The sequence below is a fragment of the Nocardia sp. NPDC004718 genome (genome assembly GCF_053601535.1).
In genome coordinates this window covers 14350-38903 of record NZ_JBSGCA010000047.1, presented here as the reverse complement: position 1 = coordinate 38903, position 24554 = coordinate 14350, and the positions used below count along the sequence as shown (strand labels likewise).

Annotated in this window: 6 protein-coding genes; 1 reads left to right on the top strand and 5 read right to left on the bottom strand. The window is 69.1% G+C overall.

Going from position 1 to position 24554, the window contains the following annotated elements; translation table 11 throughout:
- Positions 1-179: 179 nt before the first annotated feature.
- Complete coding sequence (locus ACWEH3_RS28255; RefSeq protein ID WP_450022030.1) at positions 180-1886, bottom strand: FAD-dependent oxidoreductase; 1707 nt, start codon at positions 1884-1886, stop codon at positions 180-182.
- An 11-nt stretch (positions 1887-1897) separates the two neighbouring features.
- The gene (locus ACWEH3_RS28250) at positions 1898-4102 is read right to left on the bottom strand and encodes a molybdopterin-dependent oxidoreductase (RefSeq protein ID WP_450022028.1); all 2205 of its coding nucleotides are present in this window, start codon (positions 4100-4102) and stop codon (positions 1898-1900) included.
- An 80-nt stretch (positions 4103-4182) separates the two neighbouring features.
- Between ACWEH3_RS28250 and ACWEH3_RS28245 the strand changes: the two genes are divergently transcribed.
- Complete coding sequence (locus ACWEH3_RS28245) at positions 4183-4887, top strand: TetR/AcrR family transcriptional regulator (protein ID WP_450022026.1); 705 nt, start codon at positions 4183-4185, stop codon at positions 4885-4887.
- Positions 4888-5294: 407 nt separating this feature from the next.
- Here the strand turns inward: ACWEH3_RS28245 and ACWEH3_RS28240 are convergent, their stop codons facing one another.
- The 3 genes from ACWEH3_RS28240 to ACWEH3_RS28230 are packed head-to-tail and all read right to left on the bottom strand — an operon-like array spanning position 5295 to position 24455.
- Complete coding sequence (locus tag ACWEH3_RS28240; protein WP_452358413.1) at positions 5295-21383, bottom strand: helix-turn-helix domain-containing protein; 16089 nt, start codon at positions 21381-21383, stop codon at positions 5295-5297.
- A 50-nt stretch (positions 21384-21433) separates the two neighbouring features.
- Positions 21434-23038, bottom strand: coding sequence for a hypothetical protein (locus ACWEH3_RS28235; RefSeq protein WP_450022022.1), 1605 nt, complete (start codon positions 23036-23038; stop codon positions 21434-21436).
- A gap of 19 nt (positions 23039-23057) precedes the next feature.
- Positions 23058-24455 (bottom strand): hypothetical protein, encoded by a 1398-nt coding sequence (locus ACWEH3_RS28230; RefSeq protein WP_450022020.1) that lies wholly within the window; start codon positions 24453-24455, stop codon positions 23058-23060.
- Positions 24456-24554: the final 99 nt, after the last annotated feature.

Below are 24554 nucleotides of genomic sequence, written 5' to 3'. Positions count from 1 at the left end.
TTCGAGCTGCTCCCTTTTTCTCGGCCTGACTTCGGTCGAATTAGCTACTTGCCCCTGAAATATTCGGTTGGGAGAGGCTGCCGGACAGGTGATCGTGGGGCCGACCAGCCCCGAAACCAGGACCCTACGCCGCCGTTTTATCTACCACCTTTGAGGAACGCAGCATTGGCAGGAATTGATTAGAGGCGGAACCCATCTGCGTCGATCGGCAGTGGAATCGTCGGCATCGAGTCCTCCCCATGCGCAACGGCGAGCAGCGCGGGGAACGAGGCCAGTTTGCGCCTCGGCCGTCCCTGAACCGCGCCGAGGTCGCGCTCGGTCCGATCGATCGCCCGCCACTCGTGCACACCGACGGCGGTGGGCTGGCGCTGCCGGACCAGTGTGTCGAGGTCCTGCGGGGTGGTTGCCGGGGCGGGAAGCAATCCTGCGGAATGGTCGGCGAGGAGTGCGGCGACAGTGTCCAGTGCGCATTTCTTGTTGGCGCCGATGCCTCCGGACGGGCCCCGCTTGATCCATCCCGCCGTGTAAACGCCGGGGATGGGTTCGCCGGTCCCGGCGAGGACTCGGCCAAAGTCGTTGGGCAGCACACCGCGGTCATGGTCGAAGGGCAGGCCGGGCAGCGCAGCGCCGCGGTAGCCCACCGCCCGGAGTACCAGGCCCGCCTCGATGGTCTCTTCGATTCCGGTCGGGACAGCGCGGACGTCGCCGCCGGGGCCGTGTTCGAGCCGATTGCGAGCCACACGCACTCCGGTGACCCGTTGATCGCCCATGATCTCCAGCGGAGAACACAAGTAGCGCAGGACAATACGGCGCGACGCGCCGCGGTGGCGTGTGGTGAGTTCCGCGGCAGCCTGCGCTTTGGCCAGCCCGATCGGGTCCGATCGAAGTGCGGCGAGCTGGTCGGGATCCAACCTGGCCTCGTCGGACAAGGCGAGGACATCGGCGCTGTCGAGATCGGTCAGGGCGAGCAGCTCGGGAGTGGTGTACGCGGCCTGCGCGGGGCCGCGCCGGCCGAGCACCACGACTTCCTCGATCGCGCCGGCGGCCAGGGCGGCCAGCGCGTGGTCGGCCATATCGGTGGCGGCGAGCTCCGCGGGATCGGCGACCAGGAGGCGGGCGATGTCGAGGGCGACGTTGCCGTTGCCGACGACGACCGCACGGCGACAGGAGAGATCGAACGTTCGGTCGATGAAGTCCGGGTGGCCGTTGTACCAGTTCACGAACTCGGTTGCCGACGCGCTGCCCGGCAGGTCCTCGCCGGGAATCCCCAGGCGGCGGTCACCGGAGGCCCCATAGGCGTAGACGACGGCGTGGTGTGCTGCGGCCAGCTCGTCGTGGGTGATGTGGGTACCGACCTCGACGTTGAGGTGGAAGCGGAAGCGGCCATTGGCGGCGGCGCGCTCGAATACCTCGGTGACGGATTTGGTGGACGGGTGGTCGGGGGCCACCCCGCCTCGCACCAGACCCCACGGTGTGGGCAGCCGGTCGAACATCGTGACTGTCACGCCCGGATGCTCGAGCAGCTCGAGTGCGGCATACGCGCCCGCTGGCCCGGAGCCCACCACCGCGACTCGAAGCTCCTCGATCTCGGCCCGCGCAGCGGGCGGCGAGGCGTCGGGGATGCCGGGCGGCAGCGGGTTTCGCTGGTAATAAGCCTCCGCCAGGTCCAAGAATCGGCCTGCGACGGGCGCGGTGTCGCGGGTGATCGCCCCGACCGGGCACTCGGCGACGCAGGCGCCGCAGTCGATGCAGCTGGCGGGGTCGATGTAGAGGGCTTCGGCGGAGGCGAAGCCCGGTTCGTCGGGGGTGGGATGGATGCAGCCGACCGGGCACACCGGCACACAGGAGGCGTCGTTGCAGCACGGCTGGGTGATGACGTGGGGCATGGCGTTCCTTGCTAGCGGGAGTCGGGGAGCGGTTCCACGGTGACCGGGATTCCGTTGAGGGCGGCGTTTCCGCTGACGGTGTCCAGGAACAGCGGGTCGGTGACATCGTTGGCGCTCGCGCCCGCGACGCGGGAGGCCACGGACAGCCGACTTTCCGCCGCCGCGTGCCCGTACCCGTGCGGCAGGCTGACCGTGCCCGCCATGATGTCGGTGGTCTGCCTGACGTCCACCCGCACGGCGCCGGTGCGCGAGCGCAGCACGGCGGGCCCGTCGGCCAGTCCGAGGCGGGCCGCGTCGGCAGGATGCATGAGCAGATGGTGTCGCTGCGGACCGGCGACGAGGCGGGCGTAGTTGTGCATCCAGGAATTGTTGGAGCGCAGGTGCCGTCGGCCGATCAACAGCAGCGACCCTGGATCCGCCGGAGCCGTACACAGGTCGGAGCGCAGGGTGTCGAGGGCGTCCGCGATCTCCGGTGGCACGAGGTGTAGTCGGCGGTCAGGAGTGCGCAGGCGATGCTCGCCGCCTGGCCGCAGCGGGCCCAGGTCCAGCCCGGCCGGGTGAGCGAGCAGTCGCCGCACGCTCAGTTTGTAGCGACCTGTGCGCAGGAGCAGGTCCACCAGCCGGCGCGGCGGTGTCCGCAGCCGAATCTCGGTGGCCAGGGCGGGCCTACTGAGGCGACGGCGCAATACCTGCATCCGGCCGCCTCCGAGGTGGCGTTGGTAGGCCGAGCCGAGGTCGCGGAAGATCTCCCAGTCGTGCCGCGCGCCGCGCGGCTTGGGCAGCACCGCGGGCGAGTATTTCGCGGTATTGCGGACGGCGAAGGACCGGAAGACCAAGTCGTAGTGGTCTCGTTCCAGCGCGCTGGTCGGCGGCAGGATGACGTCCGCGTGGCGAGTGGTCTCGTTGAGGTAGAAGTCCACGGCCACCATGAAGTCGAGGCCGCCGAGCGCGGTGCCGAGTGCGGCTCCGGCAGGAGTGGACAGCACCGGGTTTCCCGCGATCGTCAACAGCGCCCGCACCTGCCCCTGGCCCGGCGTCGTGATCTCCTCGGCAAGGGCGGCGACCGGAAACTCCCCGGCGAAGGAAGGAAGCCCGCGCACACGGCTGCGGCGTCGGCCGAAATGGCCCGGGCTCAGCAGCCGTGTCATGTCGATGGCCGGGTCGGTGAACAGCGTCCCGCCCTCGCGGCCCAGGTTGCCGGTGATGATATTGAGCACCTGGATGGCCCACTGGCACACAGTGCCGTGACGCTGGGTCGACACGCCGAACCTGCCGTAGCAGGCGGCGGGGCCCGCGTCGGCGAAGGAGTGGGCGAGGCGGGTGATCGTGGCGGCGGGCACGCCGCTGAAACGGCCAGCGGCTTCCGGCGTGAACTCGGCGACCGCGTCTCGGAGCGCGTCCGCACCCGTGATGTATTCGGGCAGGCGCGGTGCCCGGTCTCGCAAGACGACGTGCACCATGGCCAACAGCACCGCGGCGTCCGTGCCGGGCCGGATGAACACGTGCTCATCGGCGTCCGCGGCCGTCTCCGTGCGGCGCGGGTCGATGACGGTGACCCGCCCGCCGCGCTCGCGGATCTCCCGCAGCCGCCGCGCCATATCCGGCGCGGTCATCAGGCTTCCGTTCGACGCACGCGGGTTGGCACCGAACATGAGCAGGTGCTGTGTCCGGTCCAGATCCGGCTCCGGCAGCAGGAACTGGTGCCCGTACAGCAGTGCCGAAACGACCTGGTGCGGCAACTGGTCGACCGAGGATGCCGAGAAGTGGTTGTGGGTTCGCAGCAATGAGGCGAAGGCGGACCCGTGGGTCATCGTGCCGAGGCTGTGGACCGAGGGGTTGCCCAGGTAGACCGCCACCGCATTCGCGCCGTGCCGCCGACGGGCCTGAGCGAGTCCGCGGGCCGCCGCACTGATCGCCTCGGACCAGTCCACCTCCACCCATTCTCCGTCGATCTTGCGCAGCGGCCGCCGTAGCCGGTCCGGGTCGCTGTGCACGTCGGTCATCGCTACGGACTTGGGGCACACGTGGCCGCGGGATAGGGGGTCGTCGCGGTCGCCGCGCACACCGACGGCCCTCCCGCCCTCGATGGTGATCTCGATCCCGCAAATTGCCTCGCACAAGTTGCAAGCGGCCTTCGCCGTGGCGCCGCCCCCGGAGCCGCGTATGGCCCGCCCCGCCTTGGTCAACGCATCGACGGCTGCCCCGGTCGCGCTCATGGTGTAGTCGCCTCCGCAAGAGATCCGCTGGAACATGAATATGACGTCATGTTATTTTTTTCGTGTCTACCATGGATGCCGTGCCCGACGCCAGCCCCCTCCGCCGCGAACCGGTCCAGCAGCGCAGCCGCGAGCGCGTCCAGCGGATCTTGGACGCCGCCGTGGAGATCATCACGACCGAGGGAACCGACGCGGCGACGGTCCGTTCCGTGGCGGAACGTGCTGGTGTCCCGGCCGCGACGGTGTACCAGTTCTTCACCAACCGCGACGCCATCTTCGAGCAGTTGCTCGCCCGCGAACTCACGCGCCTGGATAGCGAACTGGAGGAGTCCCTCGCCACCGCCCGGCCACACCCGGACATCGCGGCCGCCGTCGAGGCGTTCATCGCCTTTCACGGCCGCCACTACCTGTCCCACCCGGACTTCGTCGCGCTCTACTACGCCTCCCGGCACAACGAGGCTCTCCGCGACGACATCAGAAAACACCTCGGCAGGCTCACCGACCTGCTCCACCGCCACCTGCTTGCCACCGGCCTGCTCGCGCCCGGCACCAGCCGACGCGTCGTCGAAGTGGCCGTGGAGCTGGGTGACCACGTCTTCGAGCTGGCCCACCAGCGCGGCGACGAGAGTGACGCGCTGACCGACGAGGGTCGGATCGCCATCACTCGCTACTTGCAGGTCTACGCGGCCGCCCGCCACCACGACGAGCCGATCGGGCTCCGTGAGCAGGTGGTCCGTGCCGAGCCGATGGCTTCGGCTGTTTCACAGAGCGCGCAGGCGTCGTAGCGGCGCGCATGCACCGTATGCGTGCCAGCACTATTCCCCCTGCGCAGCGGCTGGAGTCGCGGGTTGACAGGCGTAGGAGATGCGGTAGCCCCACCTGAACCGAGGACGATCATCGGCCCAAGTAGGTCATGTGGGATTCTCCTGGGCGTTGGGGCTGCGAGCCACCGCAGGCGGTGAGGCTGGTTGTGGCCTCCCGCGGCGGGAGGCGGGCGCACGTCCGAGCGGATGCGCGCCTGCTGACTCAGCGAGCGGTCGCCAGCCATGCGCGCGGTGAGCATCCCACTCTTTGCGTGAAAGTCCGCGAGAACGCCGGAGGGGGGCGTACCCGAGTTCCGTGGCGGTGCGGGCAACTGAGGCGCCGGCACTGTGGTGGGGCGCGACCACGTCGGAGCTGGCCGATGAATCCGTCAGGCCCGGTGCTTCGTGGCTCCACGGCCCGCTTCGCCTTCCCAGCCGGGATAGAAGCGACTCATGAACGCCGCGGCGATGGCAGCCGGGGCGTCCAGTCCGGCGAGCACGCGCAGCGCGTAACTCGCGCTGATGCCGAATTCGCCTCGGGGGTTGTGCGCGCGCTCCTTCTGACTCAAACCGGTCAGGCCGACACCTGCTCGTCCGGCCAGCTCCGCGCGTGAGAGTCCCCTACTCGTGCGGGCGGCGATGATCCAGTCCTTGGGATGGCGGAACCGGTCGGACCGGGGATCGGGAAATTCGCCGTCTTCGTCCGGGAAATACTCCCGGAGAAGTGACTCGGCCACCTCGCCGGGAGCGTCCAAGCCTTCCAGCAGACGCACCGCCATCTCCCTGGTGATCGCCACGCCGCGCTCCAATGAACCGATGTATGTCGCCGAATTCGCCACGCCCATGCGAGCGGCTAATTGGGATTGGGTCAGTCCGCGAGCCAGCCGAGCAGCCTTCAACCACCGCCGGAACGGCTCGGTGCCGTTCGGTGTCGGCCACGCTGCGACTGGAGCGGCCCGGTCAAGGGGATCGGTGGCGACCGCCTCGGTCAGGTCGCCGACACCATCATGGGCGTCACCGTCCGAGAGCCGCGACCATGGCGTCGTCCGCGGTGACTCCCCCGATGCAGGCCTACGAGAAGACTCGCCCGGTTCGGGTGGTCTGCTCCCGATGAATCCGCCCGGCTCGGTCGTGCCCTCCTCCGGGGCGGAATCGCCGTGTGACATCGGTGGAGTCGGCGGCTGATCCGGTTCGGTCTTCGTCTTGCTCCACGGCGTCGGCCGGTTCTGCTCGCTCGTGGTGACGTCCGCGGGTTCACGATGATCGAACGCACCGCGCAACCGGGCGATCGCGTCGGCGAGAACGTCTGCCGCGGCAGCGACAGGCAACCCCAGCCCCTCTGCGGTGCGAGCCAAGGACATGCCCTCGACCAGGTGAAGCATGACCAGCCGCTCCGCGATGGCCGGGTCGGCCAGGTCGGCCAGCGCGGAGCGGACCGTCATCGCGAAGTCGGTGTCGGGGAACCCCGCCGGAACCCGATCGGCCACCTCCCGGCGCGGCGACCTGTGGCCACCGCTGATCGGCGCGTCCAGCCGCAGCGTGGGCCGAGCCAGGATCTCCCGCGCTAACGCGACCTCGGCCGGCTTCACTCCCGCTCCCCGCGCGATCTCGGTGTCCTCGAGCGCCGCACCCGCGGCGACCATCCTGTGGATCTGCGCTTCCACCGTGCTCACGAGTTTCCGCGTGCGGTTGTCGAGATCGGGGAATCGCAGCGCGAGACGATACCGGAACACCGCGCCGCGGCAACTGGCCCACGCATGAGCCGCGAACGACGCGGACGGAACGTGGTTGCTGATCGCGCTCAGCATTCCGACCCAGGCGGCCTGTTCCACCTCGTCACGGATGTCCGGAGCTTCGCGACGCGCCACCGCCTTCGGCACCCACGCGAATCTCTCGAGAATCTTGTCTTGGGCCGCTCTCTCTTCCGGCGAACCCACCCGAGTCACGACATACTGTCTGAACAGTTCTTCTTCGTCTCGATAGCCGGATCGCTCGTATCGATCCGCATAGAATCGCTCGACGATCTCCAACAACAACTCGCCGCCGACGCCCTGTGCTCGACACAGTTGCCGCAATTTTCTCAGCCGCGGCAGATAGCGATTGTTCTCGATACTGGAAAGAGTGCTGCGCGGCATCCGCGCTCGGCGCGCGAGTTCGGTCGCCGAAATTCCTTCGTCGTGACGTAGCGCCGCGAACCAACGCCCCAGCGATTCGTGTGCGGCGGGATCGACATCGGCGGTGATATCCGAGTAGAAGTCCCGCACCGCCTGGATCAGCAAGCCGCCCGAGACGCCCAGCGCTCGGCAGATCCGCCGGAACGTGCCGAACAGCGGGCGTCGGTTCTCGGTCTCGACCTGTGCCAGGTACGTCGTGGACAGGCCGGACACCCGGGCGAGTTCGGCGCGGCTCATGTCCCGGTCGTTACGCAGCGCTGTGATCCAGCCGCCGAGGTCGTGTGCCGCCGGTTCCAGGTGGAGATCGATGTGTGGATAGAAGTGCCGGGTCGCCACCCGCAGCAATTCGTCATCGACCTCCAAGACCTCGCAGATTCGCCGGAAGACCGCGAATCTCGGCACGTAGTTTCCGCTTTCGATATTGCCGAGATGACCCCAGCCGGGCCCGATCGCGTCCGCGAGATCGATCCTGGTCATATCCCGGTCGTGACGCAGCGCCACGATCCAGCTGCCGGGTGACGCGGGATCGTGGGCCGTCGGGCCGAGATCGAGCACGAGATCCGGATAGAAATGGTGCGTGGCCGTGCGCAGCAGTCCCGGCGCGACTTCCAGTGCCCGGCAGAGCCGCCGGAAGATGATCGAGCTCGGAGTGTATTCGCCGCCCTCGATTCCGGCGAGGTAGCCCGCCGATGTGCCCGCGGTCCGTGCCACCTCGGCCTGGGTCGAACCGTTGACGTGCCGCAGCGCCATGATCCAGTTACCGGGTGCGGCGGGACCGTGCGCTGTCGGGTCGAGATCGAGCACGAGATCCGGATAGAGGCTCCGCGTGGCCTGCGCCAGCGCCTGCTGTTCCACGCCCAATGCGCGAGCAATCCGGAAGAACATGTTCGGTGGCGGGCGGTCCCCGTTCTCGATCTCCCCGATCCGCGTCGGCGTCACTCCGACCGCGCGCGCGAGGTCGGCCTTGGTCATGCCCCGGTTGTTGCGATGCGCAGCAACCCAGCCACCCGGCGAATCATGGGCGGCAGCATCGGTTTCGAGTTCGACGTCCGGGTAGAACCGCCGAGTGGCCTCGGTCAGTTCCGCACCCTCGACTCCCAGCACGCGGCAGACCTGCTGGAAGGTGCCGAGGGATGTCCGTCGCCCGTTCTCGATATTGGACAGTGCGGCATTGGTCAGACCTGCCGCTTGCGCAACCTCCTTCTGTTTCCTGCCCTGTTCGAGCCGCAACGCCTTGAGCCACGCGCCCCGCGAGGCGTCCACCGACGGGTCGGACTGTTCCCCGGGCCGACTTCCGATGAAGCCGGACAGGCGGTCCCCCGCCGCCCTTCGTGCGTCCGGGCGACCCGCCGCGTCCGATTCGCCGGTCCTGCGCAGACCTCGATCGAGGGCTGCGGCGAACCACTCGACGAAGTCCGCCTGCCGCCTCGACATGGCCTGCAGATCGATGTCGTGCGGCAGGCGGATCGGCCGGTCGAAGGCGAAGGCGAACACTGTCGCCGCGAACGTCCGAATCGTCGCGTCGCTGCCCCGCGTCATCAGCGGCGCCTGGAACAGCAGGTAGACCGCGTTCGCTAAACGCCGCAGCACATCGGCAGACGGTTCCGGCGACCGCTGGTCGACAGCCGCGGCCAGTTCGGCCAGGGCGGCGTCGAAGATCCTCCGCTGGTCGGCGGCCCGCGCCGTCTCGAGCACGAACCGGCCACGCTCGAGCGCGCACAAGACATTCCCGTCGACGCGCTCGCCACCGGGCAGTTCCACGACGTTCTGCAACACCGTGTTACCCGGCGCCTCCACGTCCATCCGGCTTCGGACGAGACGTCCGATCGCGAGCGTGGTCCAGAACGCCGGCGTCCCGACGCCCCCGTGCCACTTGCCGGTTCGTGGATCGCGGCGAACCCCGGCCCGCAGACCGGGCAGGTGCCCGACCATGTCCAGATTGGGCGCGTCGTCGCCCAGTCTGGTGCGGAAGTAGTCGGGATGGCTTTCCCCGTGCTCCCCCACCAGTCTCGGGTCACGCTCGACGGCCCAGACCTGCCGCAGGTAGCGCTGGTTCGATATCCAGAAGTACAGCTCCGCCAGTGCCCTGCGGCCCCCGGCCGGCGTCACGACCGAATCCCACCGGCTGACGAGCTTTCCCAATCCGCGATTGGCCACATACGCCTGCCACAGCGAGAACATGCGCAAGGCCGCGTTCCTGCCGGGATCGTTGCTCTTCATCCGTAACCCCGGCACCGGGAAATGCTCGCCACGAAGCGGCCCTCGCCCGGCCCGCACCTCGTCGTCGAGGACACGCGCATCGCTCCCGAACGCCCGATCCGGCGGCTCGGGGGTGGGCTTCGACGGCCTGCTGCCGATGAATCCGAGGTTGCCCGTGCCCGGCCGGTTCCCGGGTCGATTTACCCGCGCGGGGTGATCGACTACGAGGCCGGGGGTGATCTGCGGTGGCCGACCGGTGGTGACGTACTCGTGGATCACCCACTGCGGCGTGCCGACCGCCGCGCCGTGAATGTCCGTCTCGGCGAATCCGACGGCAAGGGCCTCGTATTCTCGCAGTGTCGCTTTGGTCTCGTCGACGAAGGCGTACACCGGCAGCCGCGCGAGCCAGGTCTGCTCCGGTTCGCGGATCAGGCCGAGTTCGTGCAGCCGGGACCAGCTGTCCTCCAGCACTTGCCGCAGGCTGCCCGACAGCAGCTCCGTGGCATCGATCGCGTGGACGAATTCATGGATCGCCTCGTGGTGGAACGGCCGGTGACCGACCGGATTGAAACCGCGCTGTCGCAGCTCGATACCGCGTTCGACAGTCCATTCCGGCCTGCTCGCATTGCGCAAGCTGAACTGTATTGCCACGGTTCGAAACGTCGACTCGGAGTCGCGCTGGGCGAAGGACGCGGCTCCGGCGTTCTCGTTGCCCAAGTGATAGATCCACAGGCCTCTGATGTTGGTACGGCCCGGAAATCTGGTGAACATCTCGGCCAGCGCGCCGAGAATCTCCTCGATGACGTGGGCAGGAACATCCGGATGTTCGAACCCGGCGATCGTGATGTGCGGGTAGTCGAGGGCGAACGCCTCGACCAGCCGCGCCTTGGCCTGCGCTTGGACGTCCAGCCCGGCACTCCGCAATACCTCGCCCGGCGTGCGCACGGCGTGCCACTCGATCTCCGCCAGCGCATCCATGTACCGGCCGTGGATGTGAAGCAGCGCGGGCTTGTACTGGTTGGGTATCGGGAGATCCGAGATCCACGATTGCAGGTACGCCACCTGTTCCCGAATGCCCGAGAGCTCCGACCTCGGCATGCCGTGGTGCTGCCACACCTCGCGCCCGTCGATTTCCCGCACGAACTTCGCGGCGAATGCACCGGTCGGCGTCGCGTTGATCGCGGAAGGGGCGCGACCACCTCTCACCTCGTTGTCCGGACCCACACTCCAGTCTCGCGCGGCACGGTTCGTCCTGGTCACCGCATCGAAGAGGCCGAGTCGCTCGGCCGAGCCCGAGTCGAGGATCTCGCGGTCCGGTGCGCGCAGGCTGTCGCCCGCCCGCCCGGGAACGATCTCCCGATAGACGGTGTCGTCCTCCAGAATCAGGCAGGTACGCGCCACCGGCGCGTCCATGATGGCGGCGACCTTCCGTTGCAGTACCTGCTCGACAGCGACGACGGGATCGGCATAGGTCTCCGCGAACACTCGGGTGCCGTTGCCGAAGGTCACCGACTCGACCCGTACTCCCGGCGCATCGGCTACCAGCGAACGTTCCGCTGTTCCGGACTCCCTGCCTGCGAGCACCAGGTCCTGGAACTCGGGACCTGCGGACGCGCCGTCGCTGGACGGATCCTCTTCCCGTGGGCGGCTGCCGATATAGCCGTCGAGCCGGTTCGCTCCGGTGGACCGGTGTCCGAGAGCCTCATTGTCAGCGGCTGGTGTCCCGCCGCTGTCGGGGAGGAGAGATCCGACCGCAGCGGTCACCGTCGCCGCGAATGCGGGCAGGGTCGCGATCCGCTCGGACTCGCCGCCGGCGGACCGTCGGCTTCCCGTGCGGCCGGAGAGGATCCGATCGGTGACGATCCCCGAGACGGCGGAGGCGAGGAGCCGGGCGGTGCTGGCGTCGATCTCCTCGACCATCTCGCCGAAGTGCGTGGCCAGCATCGCCCGGTGCCGGTCGTGTGGCCCGTGTGCTCCGGGGCCGGGTGCGAGCAGGTTCAGGTGCAGCACGCGGGCCTCGTCCGGATGCGCTGTGAGGGCGGTGAGGTAGGCGTTGATGGCGGCCCGTAGCCGTGACAGCGGGTCGTCGGCCGCGACGTCCGGCATGGCGGCACGGGTGGCGGTCCGCACGCGTTCGACGGCTGCCGCGCACGCGGCCTCGAAACCGGTTCGCTTGTCGGGGAACAACGCCCGGTATGCGCTGGGTGACACGTCAGCGCGCCGCTGGACGGTCTCCGGAGACATCTCCTTGTAACCCCGTTCGGCCGTGACAGCGATCAGTTGCGTCAGGATCCGTTCCCGCTCGTCGGGTTCCGCCTGTGGCGCCGAGCGGGTGGGCTGTTCCCGAGACGGCTTCGCGGACTGGGCCGGGACGCCGGCTGCCGAGTCCACGGCCGGGGTCGGCGTGCCGTTGCGAAGCAGATCGACGAGATTTCGGCGGACGGCGGGCACGGCGGTGGCATCGCCGGTCACGGCCCAGTCGGCGAGGATGCCGTAGATCGCTGCCGCCGAGGCGCGGCGCTCCCGCGTCGGCGTGACCGACTCCTCGAACACGGTCGCGAGCGTGGCGGCGATCTCTTCGATCACGCCCACCACGAGTTCGGCGCGCGCTGCCGGGGCGGCGGCGAATCCCTCGACCAGCAGTAGGCGGGCCGTGGCCGGACGTGCGGCAACGGCGTTCACATACGCGTTCACCGCGGTGGTGACACGGGCGGCGCGGTTCGACGACGGCGCGCCGCCCACCTCGTCGACGACCAGTTGATGCAGATTGCGCCGGGCCTGCCGATGCGCGTCGGCCAAGGCGCTGGAGGTGGTCGGGAAGTGATCGTGGAAGTCGTCCCGAGGGATCCGCGCGCGTCGGCAGACGTCATCGATCGTGGTTGCGCCGAATCCCTGCACCGCCACCGTCGCCACGAACGCCCGCAGCAGGTCGGCGCGTGAACCGTGGTTGCGCGCAGCGGTGGTCGCGGACGGATCGAAAAGCCACTCGTCCACGCGCGCCGCGGCGAGCCGGATGGGCAGCGGGTCCCGCGACGGCGCAAACTTCACAACCGTGTAGCCCATGACGGCCCGCCGTACCGCGGGATCGGTTTCCATCGCGTCGGCCACGTCGAGAATCAGTTCGTAGTCGGTTCCTTCGCCGCGCACCACCACATGCCCGTTTTCGAGCGTCACCTGGGCGCGAGAGGGGCGGATGTCCCGGCGAGGGTGTGGATCGGTGTTCAGGGCGGCATGCACGAGCATCTTCGCGCTGCGCTTGCGGGTGAACGGCTTCAGCAGTCGTTGCAGCCGGCCTGCGGCAGCCCAGGCGGCAGGCACATCGTCGAGTACCGAGCCGAGTGCAGCGGCCCAGGTCTCGATCTCCGGCGCGGCATCGAGATGCTGCTCGACGATGTTGAACCGTTCCGCCTGCTCGCGGTACTCGTCCAACTCGGTGAGAAACCTGCCCACGCCGCTGGACGACGGCACTACGACCGGTACACCCTGTTCGATCGCCTCGGCGGCGACCAAGCCGAATCCCTCGGCACGCGAGGGCATCACCACGACCGTCGCGGACCGGATATCCGCCTGCAGCGTGGCTCGATCCGAAGTCCGCGGAGCCACCTCGACCGCGTCCGGGTCGCCGACCAGCCCGACCAACTCGGCGCGGGCCGACTCGACGCCGCGTCTCGGATAGCCGCGCAGGACCAGCCGCACGTCACGCCCGCCGGCCCGCAGCCGCCGCACCACGCGAGCGATCTCCGCAACGCCCTTCAACGGGTCGTCCGCACGGCCGAACAACAGAATCCGGGCCGGCGCACCCGGCGCGGGGACCGGCGGCTGTTCGGCCGGCACCAAACCAGGCTGCAGTTCGTGCACCGAGCCGTGCCCCGCCATGACCGCCGACGACAGCGCGTCGGCAGCGAGCACCGGTCCCAGCCCCGCAACCAGATGCGCCCGCCGCGCCAAATAGACATCGGCCGCGACCTTGGCTCGGCCCCGTTCCGGGTTGTTGCCGAGGGTGTGAAACAGCATCGGCGTCAGATGGTTGACGCGAACGAGTTTCGCTGCGGGGTACCGCTCCTCGGCAGCCAGCGCAGCGGCTAGACCGTCGCCCGCATCATGCACGATCACCAGATCCATCAATTCCGGCAGTTCGTCCCAGTTGGACAGCATCCGCTCACGCGTGACCGCCAACGACCCGCTTTCGCGGGGGCCGATCACCTGCACACCGGGGATCCGGGGAGCGCGCCCCACCTCTGCTGTCCGAACCGTCACCGCATGCCCGGCCTCCGCCAATGCCTGGCACAGCGACACGGTCAACGTGGCCATGCCGGTTCCGCCCAACCCCCACTGGGCGCAGCACACCAGAATCCGCTGTCTGGCGAAGTCGAGCCGGAGACGATGCCAGACTTGGCCCTGAGGCAAGGGATCGGCGGTCTCGATGTCGATGCGGCAGTCCACATCGGACAGCTCGCTACGCAGTTGCTCCGACGTCATGCCAGGATCGGTATCGGTGGCGTCCGGCCGGGTGTAGTCGAGTTGAGCGACCAACCGCGGCCGGCCGTCGGTGTCCCGCGCGGAAGTCACGACGATCACAGGAGCATTCCCTGTCCGGGCGCGGGCGATCTCCGTGATCCGCGGTATCGCCTCGATCACGTCCTCCGACATCCCCGACAAGTCCGGTTCGGGCAGTCGAGCCGCGACGGCGGTGGCCAGGAGCGCGGGATCCCCCGTGTGAGCGCCGGGCTCGACGACCACCTGCCAACGAAAACCGCTGTATTTCACCCGCATATCGGCCGCATGCGTGCGGGCGTCGCGGTAGGCGTCCATCGGCGTGTAGATCGAGTCGCCGGCCAAGCGGTCGGCGATCTCCCGCAGCTTCGCGGCGTGCTCACGACGCAGGTCCCGGTTCCCCAGCAGCCACCCGTCAGGAGGACGGTATCCGCTGTCGGGATGTACGAAGCCTGCACTGCCGCGGAGACGGTTGATCAGGGCTTGACGAATGGTGAGGTGAGAATGTTCGGGCATCAGGCGCCCGAACCGGTCCGCGAGCCGTAGCGCCTCGTTGACGGCATTCACCCGAACGCCCCATTCGGACAGGACTCGCCCGAAAACACGTGCCGGATCGAAGCGGCGCGACATGAGGTCCTCGAGCGCCAATTCGATGCTCTGCACGACCGCGTCGGGTTCCGACAACGTCTGCAGGTCCGCGGCGGCAACCCACCGGGCAACTCGCGTCGCCGTGTGGAATTCGCCGCCGGTCATCTCTCCCCAGCGCTGCCGCATCTCCTCGACCGCCGCCGGTAGGGCGATCATCTGGATTCCGGTCCGCTCATCGAATCCGGTGCCGTTCACGGCGAATCCGAGCAATCGGGCGGTACTGGCGTCACAGCCGTGGGACAAGGCTCGGTCATGGAGCAATTGAGCCGAGCGCAACTCGTCGTAGCCCTCGGGGTTGTCGCCGCGCCGCCCCCCGCCGTAGACGAGATCGCTCCATGCGTCGGCGGCTATCGCCAAGATGATTTCGCGCAGCTCGGCGCCGTGGAGGACGCCGTTGTCCACGATGTGGCGCAGGTCCTCGGCTACGCTCATGCCGTTGTGGTACAGCGCGGCCACGCCGAACTCGCGCAGTTCGAAGGCGTCGTCGTGGAGATGGTTGGCGCGACCGATGTCGGGATGGCCGTACAGCGTCCGATTGGCGAAAAGCCCCTCGGCGGCCAGCCGTATCCCGCGCCGGATCTCCGGATCGGCGAGCTGTTCGGGCGACACCCGCGCCCGCAAGATCTCGGTCACCTCCTCGATCTCGCGCGCGATCACCTCGGCGGGCAACGGCACACACGCCGGACTCAGCAGATGATCCTTGATCCAGTCGGCCGAGGCCGAGTCCTGCGTCTCCTGCGTCCAGGCATAGACGTCGGCCAATAGAGCGACCCGCGGTCCGCCCCCGGCGGGTTGCCACGACCGGTCGGCCAAGTCCTCGTGTGACACGATGCCGGTTTCGACACCGGGCCAACCCACCGAGACCCGGAACCGGCCGCGCGCCAACACCGAGCGCTGTTCGTCGTCCTGCGCCCAATCTTCGGCCTCGCACCGCCGGTACAGCCACTCCGGAACCGATAGTTCGATGACATCTCGGCCACCCGTCGAGTCCGAACCCATCACTCGCGCCGCAGCCGCACGTCCCACTACGACGCCGTGCTCGGCCAGCGCCCTGCCGAGTTCGCCGACATCGATCGGCCTGGCCGATTCCGGCGTACCCGCAGCCGGATCCCGTTCGGCATCATCCTCGGGACCGGACGATGGCCTGCGGCCGATCAGACCGCCGGGGCGACGCGGTCCGGAGCGCTGTTCACGCTCGTCGGTACCAGCGCGGTCCTCCGGGTCCGACAGCGGTCGGCTGCCGACGGGAACGCGGTGTCGACTCGGCCGCGACCCGGTCTCGGGTCCCCGCTGGGCATCGGGGGTGAGAGTGGCCGCGCGGACGCTGTCCGGAGGCTGATCGTCACGTGGTGCGCGATGGCCTGCCAGCGCGAACTGGTCCCGTCGAAACGGTGGAGCGCGACTCGACCACAGTGATGGCGGGGACAGACCGGGGCTGCGGGCGGAGACGACCGGACGCTGTGTCGTGGACAGGCGGGCGAGAGGTTCGCCCGCACTGTCGAATTCGATCGCGAGAACGTCCCGGTCCTCCTCGCCGAGCTGGTCGATGAACGGCTGCTGTTCGCGCTGCCACTGCTGGAATGGGACGGCTTTGTTCAGCAGTGCGCGGGATCCGGCCAGATCGGCGGGGGTGATCGGAGCCTCTCCGGGGGCGGCCGCGATGTCCAGGACGACCAGGTTCGGGGCATCCGCTCGGTCACTATCGTTGACCAGCAGCACCAGGTGACGCTCGACTTCTCCTTTGTTCATCCACTTGTAGACCAGCGCCTGGCTACCCCCGGGCCGGTCTTTCAACGATGCCGCGGCCTTGTCCAGCGAACCGAAAGCCCGAAAGGCGCCGCCGAAGGCCCGTTCGATGTCTTGCTCGTTGTGACCCCGCAGTGGCATGTCGTCGGGCATGCGGTAGGCCTGTTCGTTCTCGGGGTACAGCACCCGCATCATCGTCACACCATTGTTGACGCAGCTCTTCGGACTGCGCTGGTGGACAGCGACAACGAGGTCGAGCAGGGCGCTGACGGCCAAGTAGGTGGAGGCGGCGTGAACGAGGCTTTCGTTGGCCGGGTCGGCGTTGGTTTCGCCGGGGGCGAGCAGGCGGGCGACTGCGTCGGCGATTCCGTCACGTGCGGTGGCGGCGTTCACCTCGGCGGCGTCGATCTCGAGCAGGCCCGCCAGTTCCTTGCGGGCCGTCTCGACGGCGGCGCCGACCTGGCGCACACCCTCCGCACCGGCGACCTGGGCCGGGTCCCAGCCGAGTTCGGCGGCCAGCCGATTGCGTTGCGGCGTCAGATGATTCAGCGCCTGCTCGTCGGTGAAGGCGTTCGACCGCAGCACTGCCGCGGGCGGGGCGTGGTCGAGGTGCTGGTTCAGTGCTTCCACGGCAGCGGAGGAGACGCCCGCTCGTTCCAGCAGTCGGCTCAACGGGTCGTCGTCACCGTCGGTGTCGAACACGGCCGCGGCCGCCTGGGTCGGCGCGGGGATTCCCAGCCACCCCGCCAGCCGCGCGAACCGGTCCCCCCGCAGGTGCGGTTGGATGGTGTCAGGCGTGGCGTGCACGGCCTGCATCGCCGCACGGTCCATATCCATCCTGGCCTGCCCGAGACCCGTCGCGTTGTGGACCGTCTCCGTCTCGGTGTGGAGGAGGCGTGGAGCGATGGCGGTCCGGGGTGAGACCGCCGACATCGCAGCGGAAACGTCTGCGGTAGGGAGCGCGTGGGCCTGGTGCGCGCGGCGCATCGCACGCTGCAGGTACGCGCGGTCGGCCGCGTCGTTCTGCAGGGGAGATGTCAGGCTGCGCATCTCCCGCTCGGCCGCGAGCACGTCGGCGGCGGTCGCCGCGATCTTCGTCCGTGCCGCCCGCAGGGCCTCCCCCGGTCGTGCCGGATTCGTGTCACCCGCGTGACGAGCGACTTCGGCGTATCGCGCTGTGGCCTCGGCGTGCTCGGCCACCGCGGTCCGATAGTGGGTGACCGCGACCTGCACACCGTGCTGCCGCGCTTCGCTGTAGAGGCGGTCGGACGCGGCTACGTTGAAACAGAAGCGACCGTTGCGACCGTTGCGGCCCGCGCGGGCCGACCACTGATGATCCTCGTCCGGATTGGTCGGCGAACGCCCCAGCATGTGCGCGTGCACCCCGCCCAGCCGATCGACCTCGTCGCTGATCGACACGTCGAAACCCCGGCCGAGCATCCCCGTGCCGACGGTGACCGCGCCCCGAACACCTGCGGCGTCCTTGACCGACAGCAGGTGCTCCTCGGCGGCATTGTTGTCGCGGTGCTCGGCGAACCATCGGGCATCGATCGCGTTGTGCTCCACGCCCGCCTTGGCCAGCATCAGCGAGAATTTGCGGGCCAGATCGTTGAACGGGCAGATCACCAGCACCGGCCGCCCTTCGGCCTGCAACTGCTGCACCCGGCCCACGGCGTCCCGCAATTTATCCGGTTCGCGCAGGAAGATCCGATCCTCCTCCCCCGTCAGTTTCGACCGGCCGAAGTCCTCCACCTTCGCCAAACCACCCTCGACCGGGAAATTCTCCTTGATCTCCGCGGCGGTCCGCTCCAGCGTGCCCGACATCAGATGCAGATGTTCGTAACCGGCGAGGACGTCCTCCACCGTGACCTGTTTCGATCCCGTTCCATCGGAATACACCGGGGCGCCGAACATGGCCTCCACCATTTTGTGGCGGCCCCCGAACCACCGGCTCTCGGTGCCGATCTTCGGATCGCTTCGCGGCTTCCCGTACTCGTCGAGGATCTGCACCTTCTTCTCGGAACCCTGGCCGAATATCTGGAAATCCCGATTCAGTTTCAACCGGCCCGCCCTGACGTCCAGGAAGGCACGCGCCATCTCGGTTTCCTCGGCGGTGAATCTCCGCCCGGTGTGGCGTTCCCACAACCGGCTCACGGTGTCGAGGCACCGCTCGGGTTGCTCGCGCAGCAACCGCGCCGTCAAACTCCGTGCCGCTGCGAGTTCTTCCGTCGACAGCGACCGCACCGCCACGGCCTTCTCCGCTGTCGACAGCCCATCGTGGAGTGCCTGTTCGAGATGCACCGACAGGTCCTTCCCCGCCGTGATCCTGCTGCGCAGGACGGCTTTCAAGAAATCACGCACCCGGTACACCCCGGCGGCCTCCACCTCCGAGGCGAGTTCCCGCTGCCCCTCGGACTGGTAGTGCACCGTCTGGTTGTGCACCAGCACCGCGTCCGCCTCGTCGATGGTCGCGGTCTTCCCCGGCGGCGGCCGGTCGAACAGTTCGGCGGTCGCGCGCTCGTCGTAGGTCATGTAGTACACGGTCGGCCGGTCCGGCTCGCCCGGCGGGTCGTGCGGATCCCAGCGCGCGACCTCGTATCCGAGACTCCGCAGCATCGGTGCGAATTCCCGGACCCCCTCGTTGGCCAGCACCTCGGTGGTGGTGATCACATGATGCACCCGCACCGAATCACCGCTCGCCGACTCCACCGGCTCGCCACGCGACAACTGCCACAACGTATCCAGCGCACCGACCATGGATTTGCCCTGCCCCGTGCCCATCTGACGCATGAACCCGTGCTCGCCGAGCAGGAACGCCTGCAGCTGGTTCCACCGCGGCGTCTTCCCCGTCCCCTCGCGCATCGCGTCGATGTATCGCAGCAGCGACTCCACCCGATCGCCATGCTCCATCGCGTGCCTGCGCTGCTGCCACGACTCACCGGCCAGCTCTTCTCGCCGGAGCCGATACAACCCCAGCGCCTTCTTCGCCGCGTCCTTGAACCGCGTCTGCTGCTCGGCGGTCAGGTCCTGCTTCGTCGCCGGATCCGCCGAAGGCAGTCCCGCCAGAGCCTCTGACAGCCCCTCCGCCGGGCGCTCCGGTCCGTCCTGCGCGGACGGGCGAGCGTCGGCGGGCGCGGCATCCTCGGAGCGCGCCGCCGATGGCGGCTCGTGTGCCGGCGGCCCATCCGCCGGTTTCGGTGCCGTGACCCGTGCCGGGCGCTCACCACCCGCACCGTGGCGGCCGGACGCATCGCCCACTCCTATCGGCGGATCGACCTTCGCCGAATTCGGGCCCGGCCGCGCGGCCGCCGGCTCGTGCCCAACCGCACCGTCGACGGTCGGAGCCTGGGCGCTGCGACCGTGGACCACGTGCGCGGCGTCCTCTTCGCGATCCGCCGATCGCTGCTGTGGCGAACCGGAGTGGTCGCCGTCCCCGCTCGACGGGACAGCGCCCGCAGCCACACTTTTCCCGAGCTGCGCACTACCACCGGCACCGGAAATGCCACCGGCCTGTGCATTGTGGCCTTGCGCACCGGCAACACCGGCCTGGCCGCCGTCGCCGGCTCCCGTGTTGCCAGTGCCGCCCACCCGCGCCTCGCCGCCATCATGGGCACCACCGCCTCTGCGGGCGCCATCGTCATGGGCACCGCCGTGCGCACCAGCGCCACCCCGCGCGGGATCAGCGGCGTACTCGGGATCAACGGTCCGCGTATCCCCACTACGGCCCTGCGCATCCCCACCGACCTGCGCCCCACCAGCAGGCGCGCCGCCACCGGAGGCCTCGGCACCGGCGGGGAGGTCCACACCGGGCGCTCGATCACCGGCTCGGTCTGCCGACGCCCCGAGTCCTCCTCGCGTAGGCGAATCCGTGTCTCCCGGTTTTCCGTCCACCCGCGCCTGACCGTTCGAGTGTCCATTCAGCGGGGGAGCCTGTTCGCCCGACCCCGAATCGACAAGGCGCCGCGCCAGATCTGCCGACTCGTCCGGCTCATACTGGCTCTCACCCGTGGCTCCCGGCGGGCCCGACGAAATCAGGTTCTCTCCCAGCTGCGATGCTCCGGCGTCCGTGGGGTGACCGGGGGAGGCCGAGTTCGTGGGCTGCGGGGTGGCGCCATCGTTGCTGTCGACCAGAGCAGGCGTCAGCGGTTTCGTGTCCTGCGGAGCCCCCGCCAGCCGCATCACGGCATCCTTGCTGAGACTCACCGTGGAAGGATCCGGAGGGACGTAGCCCCCGCTGCCGTCGACCATTTTTCCGGCAGGGGAACCGAGATCCGGGTGGCCGGCACCGTGGACATCCACAACTCCGGCGAATCCGCCGCTGAGCAGCGACGCCAGGACGTCTTCGAAGTGTTCCGGCCAGCCGGTGATCAAGGCCGCCGCCCCCAGACCGGACACCGCGCCCGCGACTCCCTGCACGAGCCCGAGCGCTGAGCGGCCGGTTTCCAGACCGGGAACGATTTTGGGCGCGAACTTGCCCGCAGCCAAGCCGCCCACCGCGCCACCGGCGCCCGACACTCCCGCGGCTTCGATCGACTGCAGATCGATACCCCTCGGGTTCTCTCCATTCGGGCCTTTGACGGTGATATTCCGGTCACCGGACACGACCTGCATAAGCTGCGCCGCGAGATCCACACCTGCGGGCACCGCGGCGGCCGTACCGACCGCGAACGCGAACCGGTACGGCCCCAACGCCGACAGCCGGGCCCCCGTCTTCGCCGCGCCCACCTTGTAGGCCTGTTCCAGGCCCGCGCGCATCAACGCGACCTTGCCTCGGCCCTCGATCAGCATCGACTCCACCACGGGAGCAGCCGCAACTTCGCCGGCCGGACCGGCAGCGGCGGCTGCCGACAGCGTCGTGATGATGCGCCAGGCCAGCTCGACGCCGAACGCGAACATCACGCACAGCGTCTTCTCCGCATCGTTGGCGGCCGCGTGCGCTTGATCGGCCAAGGCCAGCGCTTCCTCCCGCAGCCTGGCCGCGCCCGCACGGTGCAGATGCAGTATCTCGCGCACCCGATCACCCAGCGCTCCGAGCGAATCCTCCTGCGCCAGAATCTTTTCGGCGTCGTCCCCGTGGTTCTTCATAGCGGCGGCCTTGGCCCTCAGCTCCGCAGCCATCCACCGCATTCCGGATACATCGGCGCGCGGCAGGTCTCCCCCGAAGACCACCAGTTCGATCGGGCGCCGCACCACGGGGGGCAAACTCTCGAACAACATCCGCAGCTCCACGACCGGGTTCAGCGACCACGAACCGTCCACCGGCACCCCTACCCCCGCCGTGACACCGCATCGACCAGCACCGCGTGCAGTGCTCGCGCCTGGCGGCTCGCCTCGTCGCCGCGCAGAACGACATCGGCCAATGCGGCGCCGAGGGCTCGGCTCGCATCGAACTCTTCCGCGTCACCGGCCAGCTCGGCACGCCAACGCCGGTACCCGCTGACCACCTCACCGAGTGTGCTGGTCCGTCCCGCCTCCAGACGCAAGTACTCGGAGATCAGGACCCGCTGCGCCTGCCTGCGTGCGAGACCGCCACCGGCGAAGTCGAGCGCCCTGCCGAGTTCGCGCAGTGTCGCCAGGTAGACCTCCGGCTGCGCCGCCTCGAATTCCGCCGTCCCGGTCGACTGCTGCGCGGTGCGCTGGTCGAGGATGATCGACCGACCGACGCCCGCACCTCGGCTATCGCGCGGTTCCGGACTCCACCACACGGGGCCCGACTCGGCTTCGAGCTCCGCGACCGCGACGACATCGAGACCGATCACAGGGTAGTCGGTGAGCACACGGTCCACAGCAGCCACGAATCCGCGCACCACCGGCGCTTGCAGGCCGGGGATTTCGAATCCGGTCACCCGCACGTGGTGGCGCTCGGCCAACATCCGCGCCAGCTGGGCGACGAGGGGATCGGTAACCGGCGGCGCGCCGGAGCGATGCCGATCGCGCCCGCGCGGCGATTCCGCGGCGGGGTTCCGCGTCCGCGGCGGAGCACCGTACCGAGGGTTCTGCGGTCTCGGCTCGGCGCCGGCGGGCGGTCCAGCCCTTCTAGACGGCTGCCCGGACCAGGGGGTGTCCCGCCGACCCACACCACCCGACGGGCCGACTCCCGCCTGCCGCCCGGCTGAGGCACGGGGCGAATCCCGGGTGCCGGCCGGCGGAAACACCGCGGAGGCCGGAGGACGGCGACCGGAATCTCCTGCGGGCTTGCCGGGGTTGACGCCGCCCGGTCCGCCTCCCCCCTGGGCGTCCTCACGGCCTGCTGACCGATCAGAAGGACTCTGCTGGGGACCGCCCTCCGGCGTGGAGCCTCTTACCGACACGTCCGGTGGCCGCGACCCACCGGGAACGGATTCGAAGGGACCACCCCGGTCCGTTGAATACAACGGGTTTGCGGGAAACGCCGGACTCGATGGAAATAACGGGTTGGCCGTATTCGCCGGGTCTGCCGCTGCCGGAAAGGTCGCCGCGGGCCCGGATGTCACGGGTGGCTGCGCGCCCGCGGGCGAGGACGTGCCCGCGCTGCCGTCCGGCCAGGGCGCCGCGGGCTCGCCGATCGGGTTCAGCTCGTCGGCCGAAGCGGCGACCCGGCCGGCGCCGAGCCGGTCCTGCGATTCGAAGTGGCTTGCGGCGTCGACCATCCCGGCGGCCGTGCTGTGCAGACTCTCCTCCATTGCCCGCAGATTGGCCAGCAACTGTTCGGCATGCGGCTTGAACTCCCTGGCGAACGCGACACCCAAGTCGTCGTCACCCCAACTGCCCTCGGCGTGCGCCAAAGAAGCGCGCAGTCCCGCATAGGTCTGCCCCACGCGATCCCCGAGTTCGGCCAGCCGCGCTCCCCGCTCGCGCATGCGGTCCGGATCCAACCGAACTTCACCGTTCACGTCGCGATCCCCCCTCCGGTCAGGCTCGGCCGTTACCGCGTAACCGGAACCGCCGCTCGAAACCGGCGACGAACACCGACAACGGCACCGACGTGGTCGAGCGCTCCACCACCCCGTCATCGGCGACATAGAAAATCGCACGGTCCAAAGCCATTTCGCCGCCCGGCACCGGCGAACGTACCATCCAGCCCACGCTGATGCGATCGGCCCGCAACGTCGACAGCGGGTATCCCGTGGTGTCGTAACCCTGTCGTAGGATGTGGTCCCGGACGAGGTCGAGTGCATCCGCTTCGCCGACCCCCTCGGCGTGGTTCGCGTCCAGATCCGCGAGTGCGAACTGGAACATCGCCCCGTCGATATCGATGCCGGTGCCGTCACCGAAGACCTGCACGATCGCCTCGCGCGTCACCGCACCGGCCTGCGCGGCCGACACCAACAACTCGGCCGCGTCCGGCATACCACCCGACCGGTCGTCCAACAGACTGCCGACGACACCCGCCACGGTGCCGACCGTCCACACCGCGGGCAGCGCCGGCGCACACTCTGCCATCGGCGCGGACTCACCCCGGTACCACCGACCGGACTCCCACCAGTAACAAAACGACAGCAAACCGGTTGCCACCCGCGGATTGAGCACCGGGTCGGACACCCATTCCGGCGCTCCCGCAAAGAGTTCCGGCATCGGTGCACCGCCGTTGTACGCGGCCTCCAGGACCGACGCATCCCACACACCACCCGACAGCACGGCCCGGTCGCCGGGCAGCAGCGTCAGCGTCGAACCGCTGCGCCCCGCGCCTTCGAAGATGCCCACCGACGGACCGATCCGCGGTCCCCGCCCCGTCGACCCGACCGCCACGAAGGCTGCCGCCAGCACCGCCCACCGCGCCCACAACACGGCCAGCTCCGGCAGTTCGCCATCCACGGCCACCGGGCGCAACCCCGCACGCCGATCCGCACGCACCGCGTCGGCGGCGGCGCGCGGCGTCCGCGTTCGGCGTTCTCCGTGTCCGAGGTACGCCGCCAGCCACACCGGTAGCCGCTCCCGTGGGTAGCGTTCCAAGTCGGCGAGATAAGCCGCCGGTGCGAACAATTGCTCACCGGGGAACGGAACGGCACCGTGATCGGCAGCGGCCTCGACACCGTCGGCATCGATGCGCACCAGCAACCGCCACCACGGCCCTTCGTCGGCCCTTGCCGACGTCTGCCGATGCCGGCGTACCGCATCCCACACCGCATCAGGTACCGGGCACCGGAACGACCGGATACCGTCCTCGACCGTCAGCACCGCCGATTCGGCGACCACGGTCATCGCGAACCACGCCTCCAGCCGATGCCACCCGGGCAGGGCCACCGCACGCAGCCCATCCGCGATCCGATCGACCAACCCGGCGAGATCCTCATCCCCGGCCCGCGTCACGGCACTCTCCGTGCTCCGGAGACGACGAACGCGCCGAAGCCACGACGGCGCCAACGCGCGGCCTCGACTGCGAGCAGTACATGAGAAACTCCCACAAAT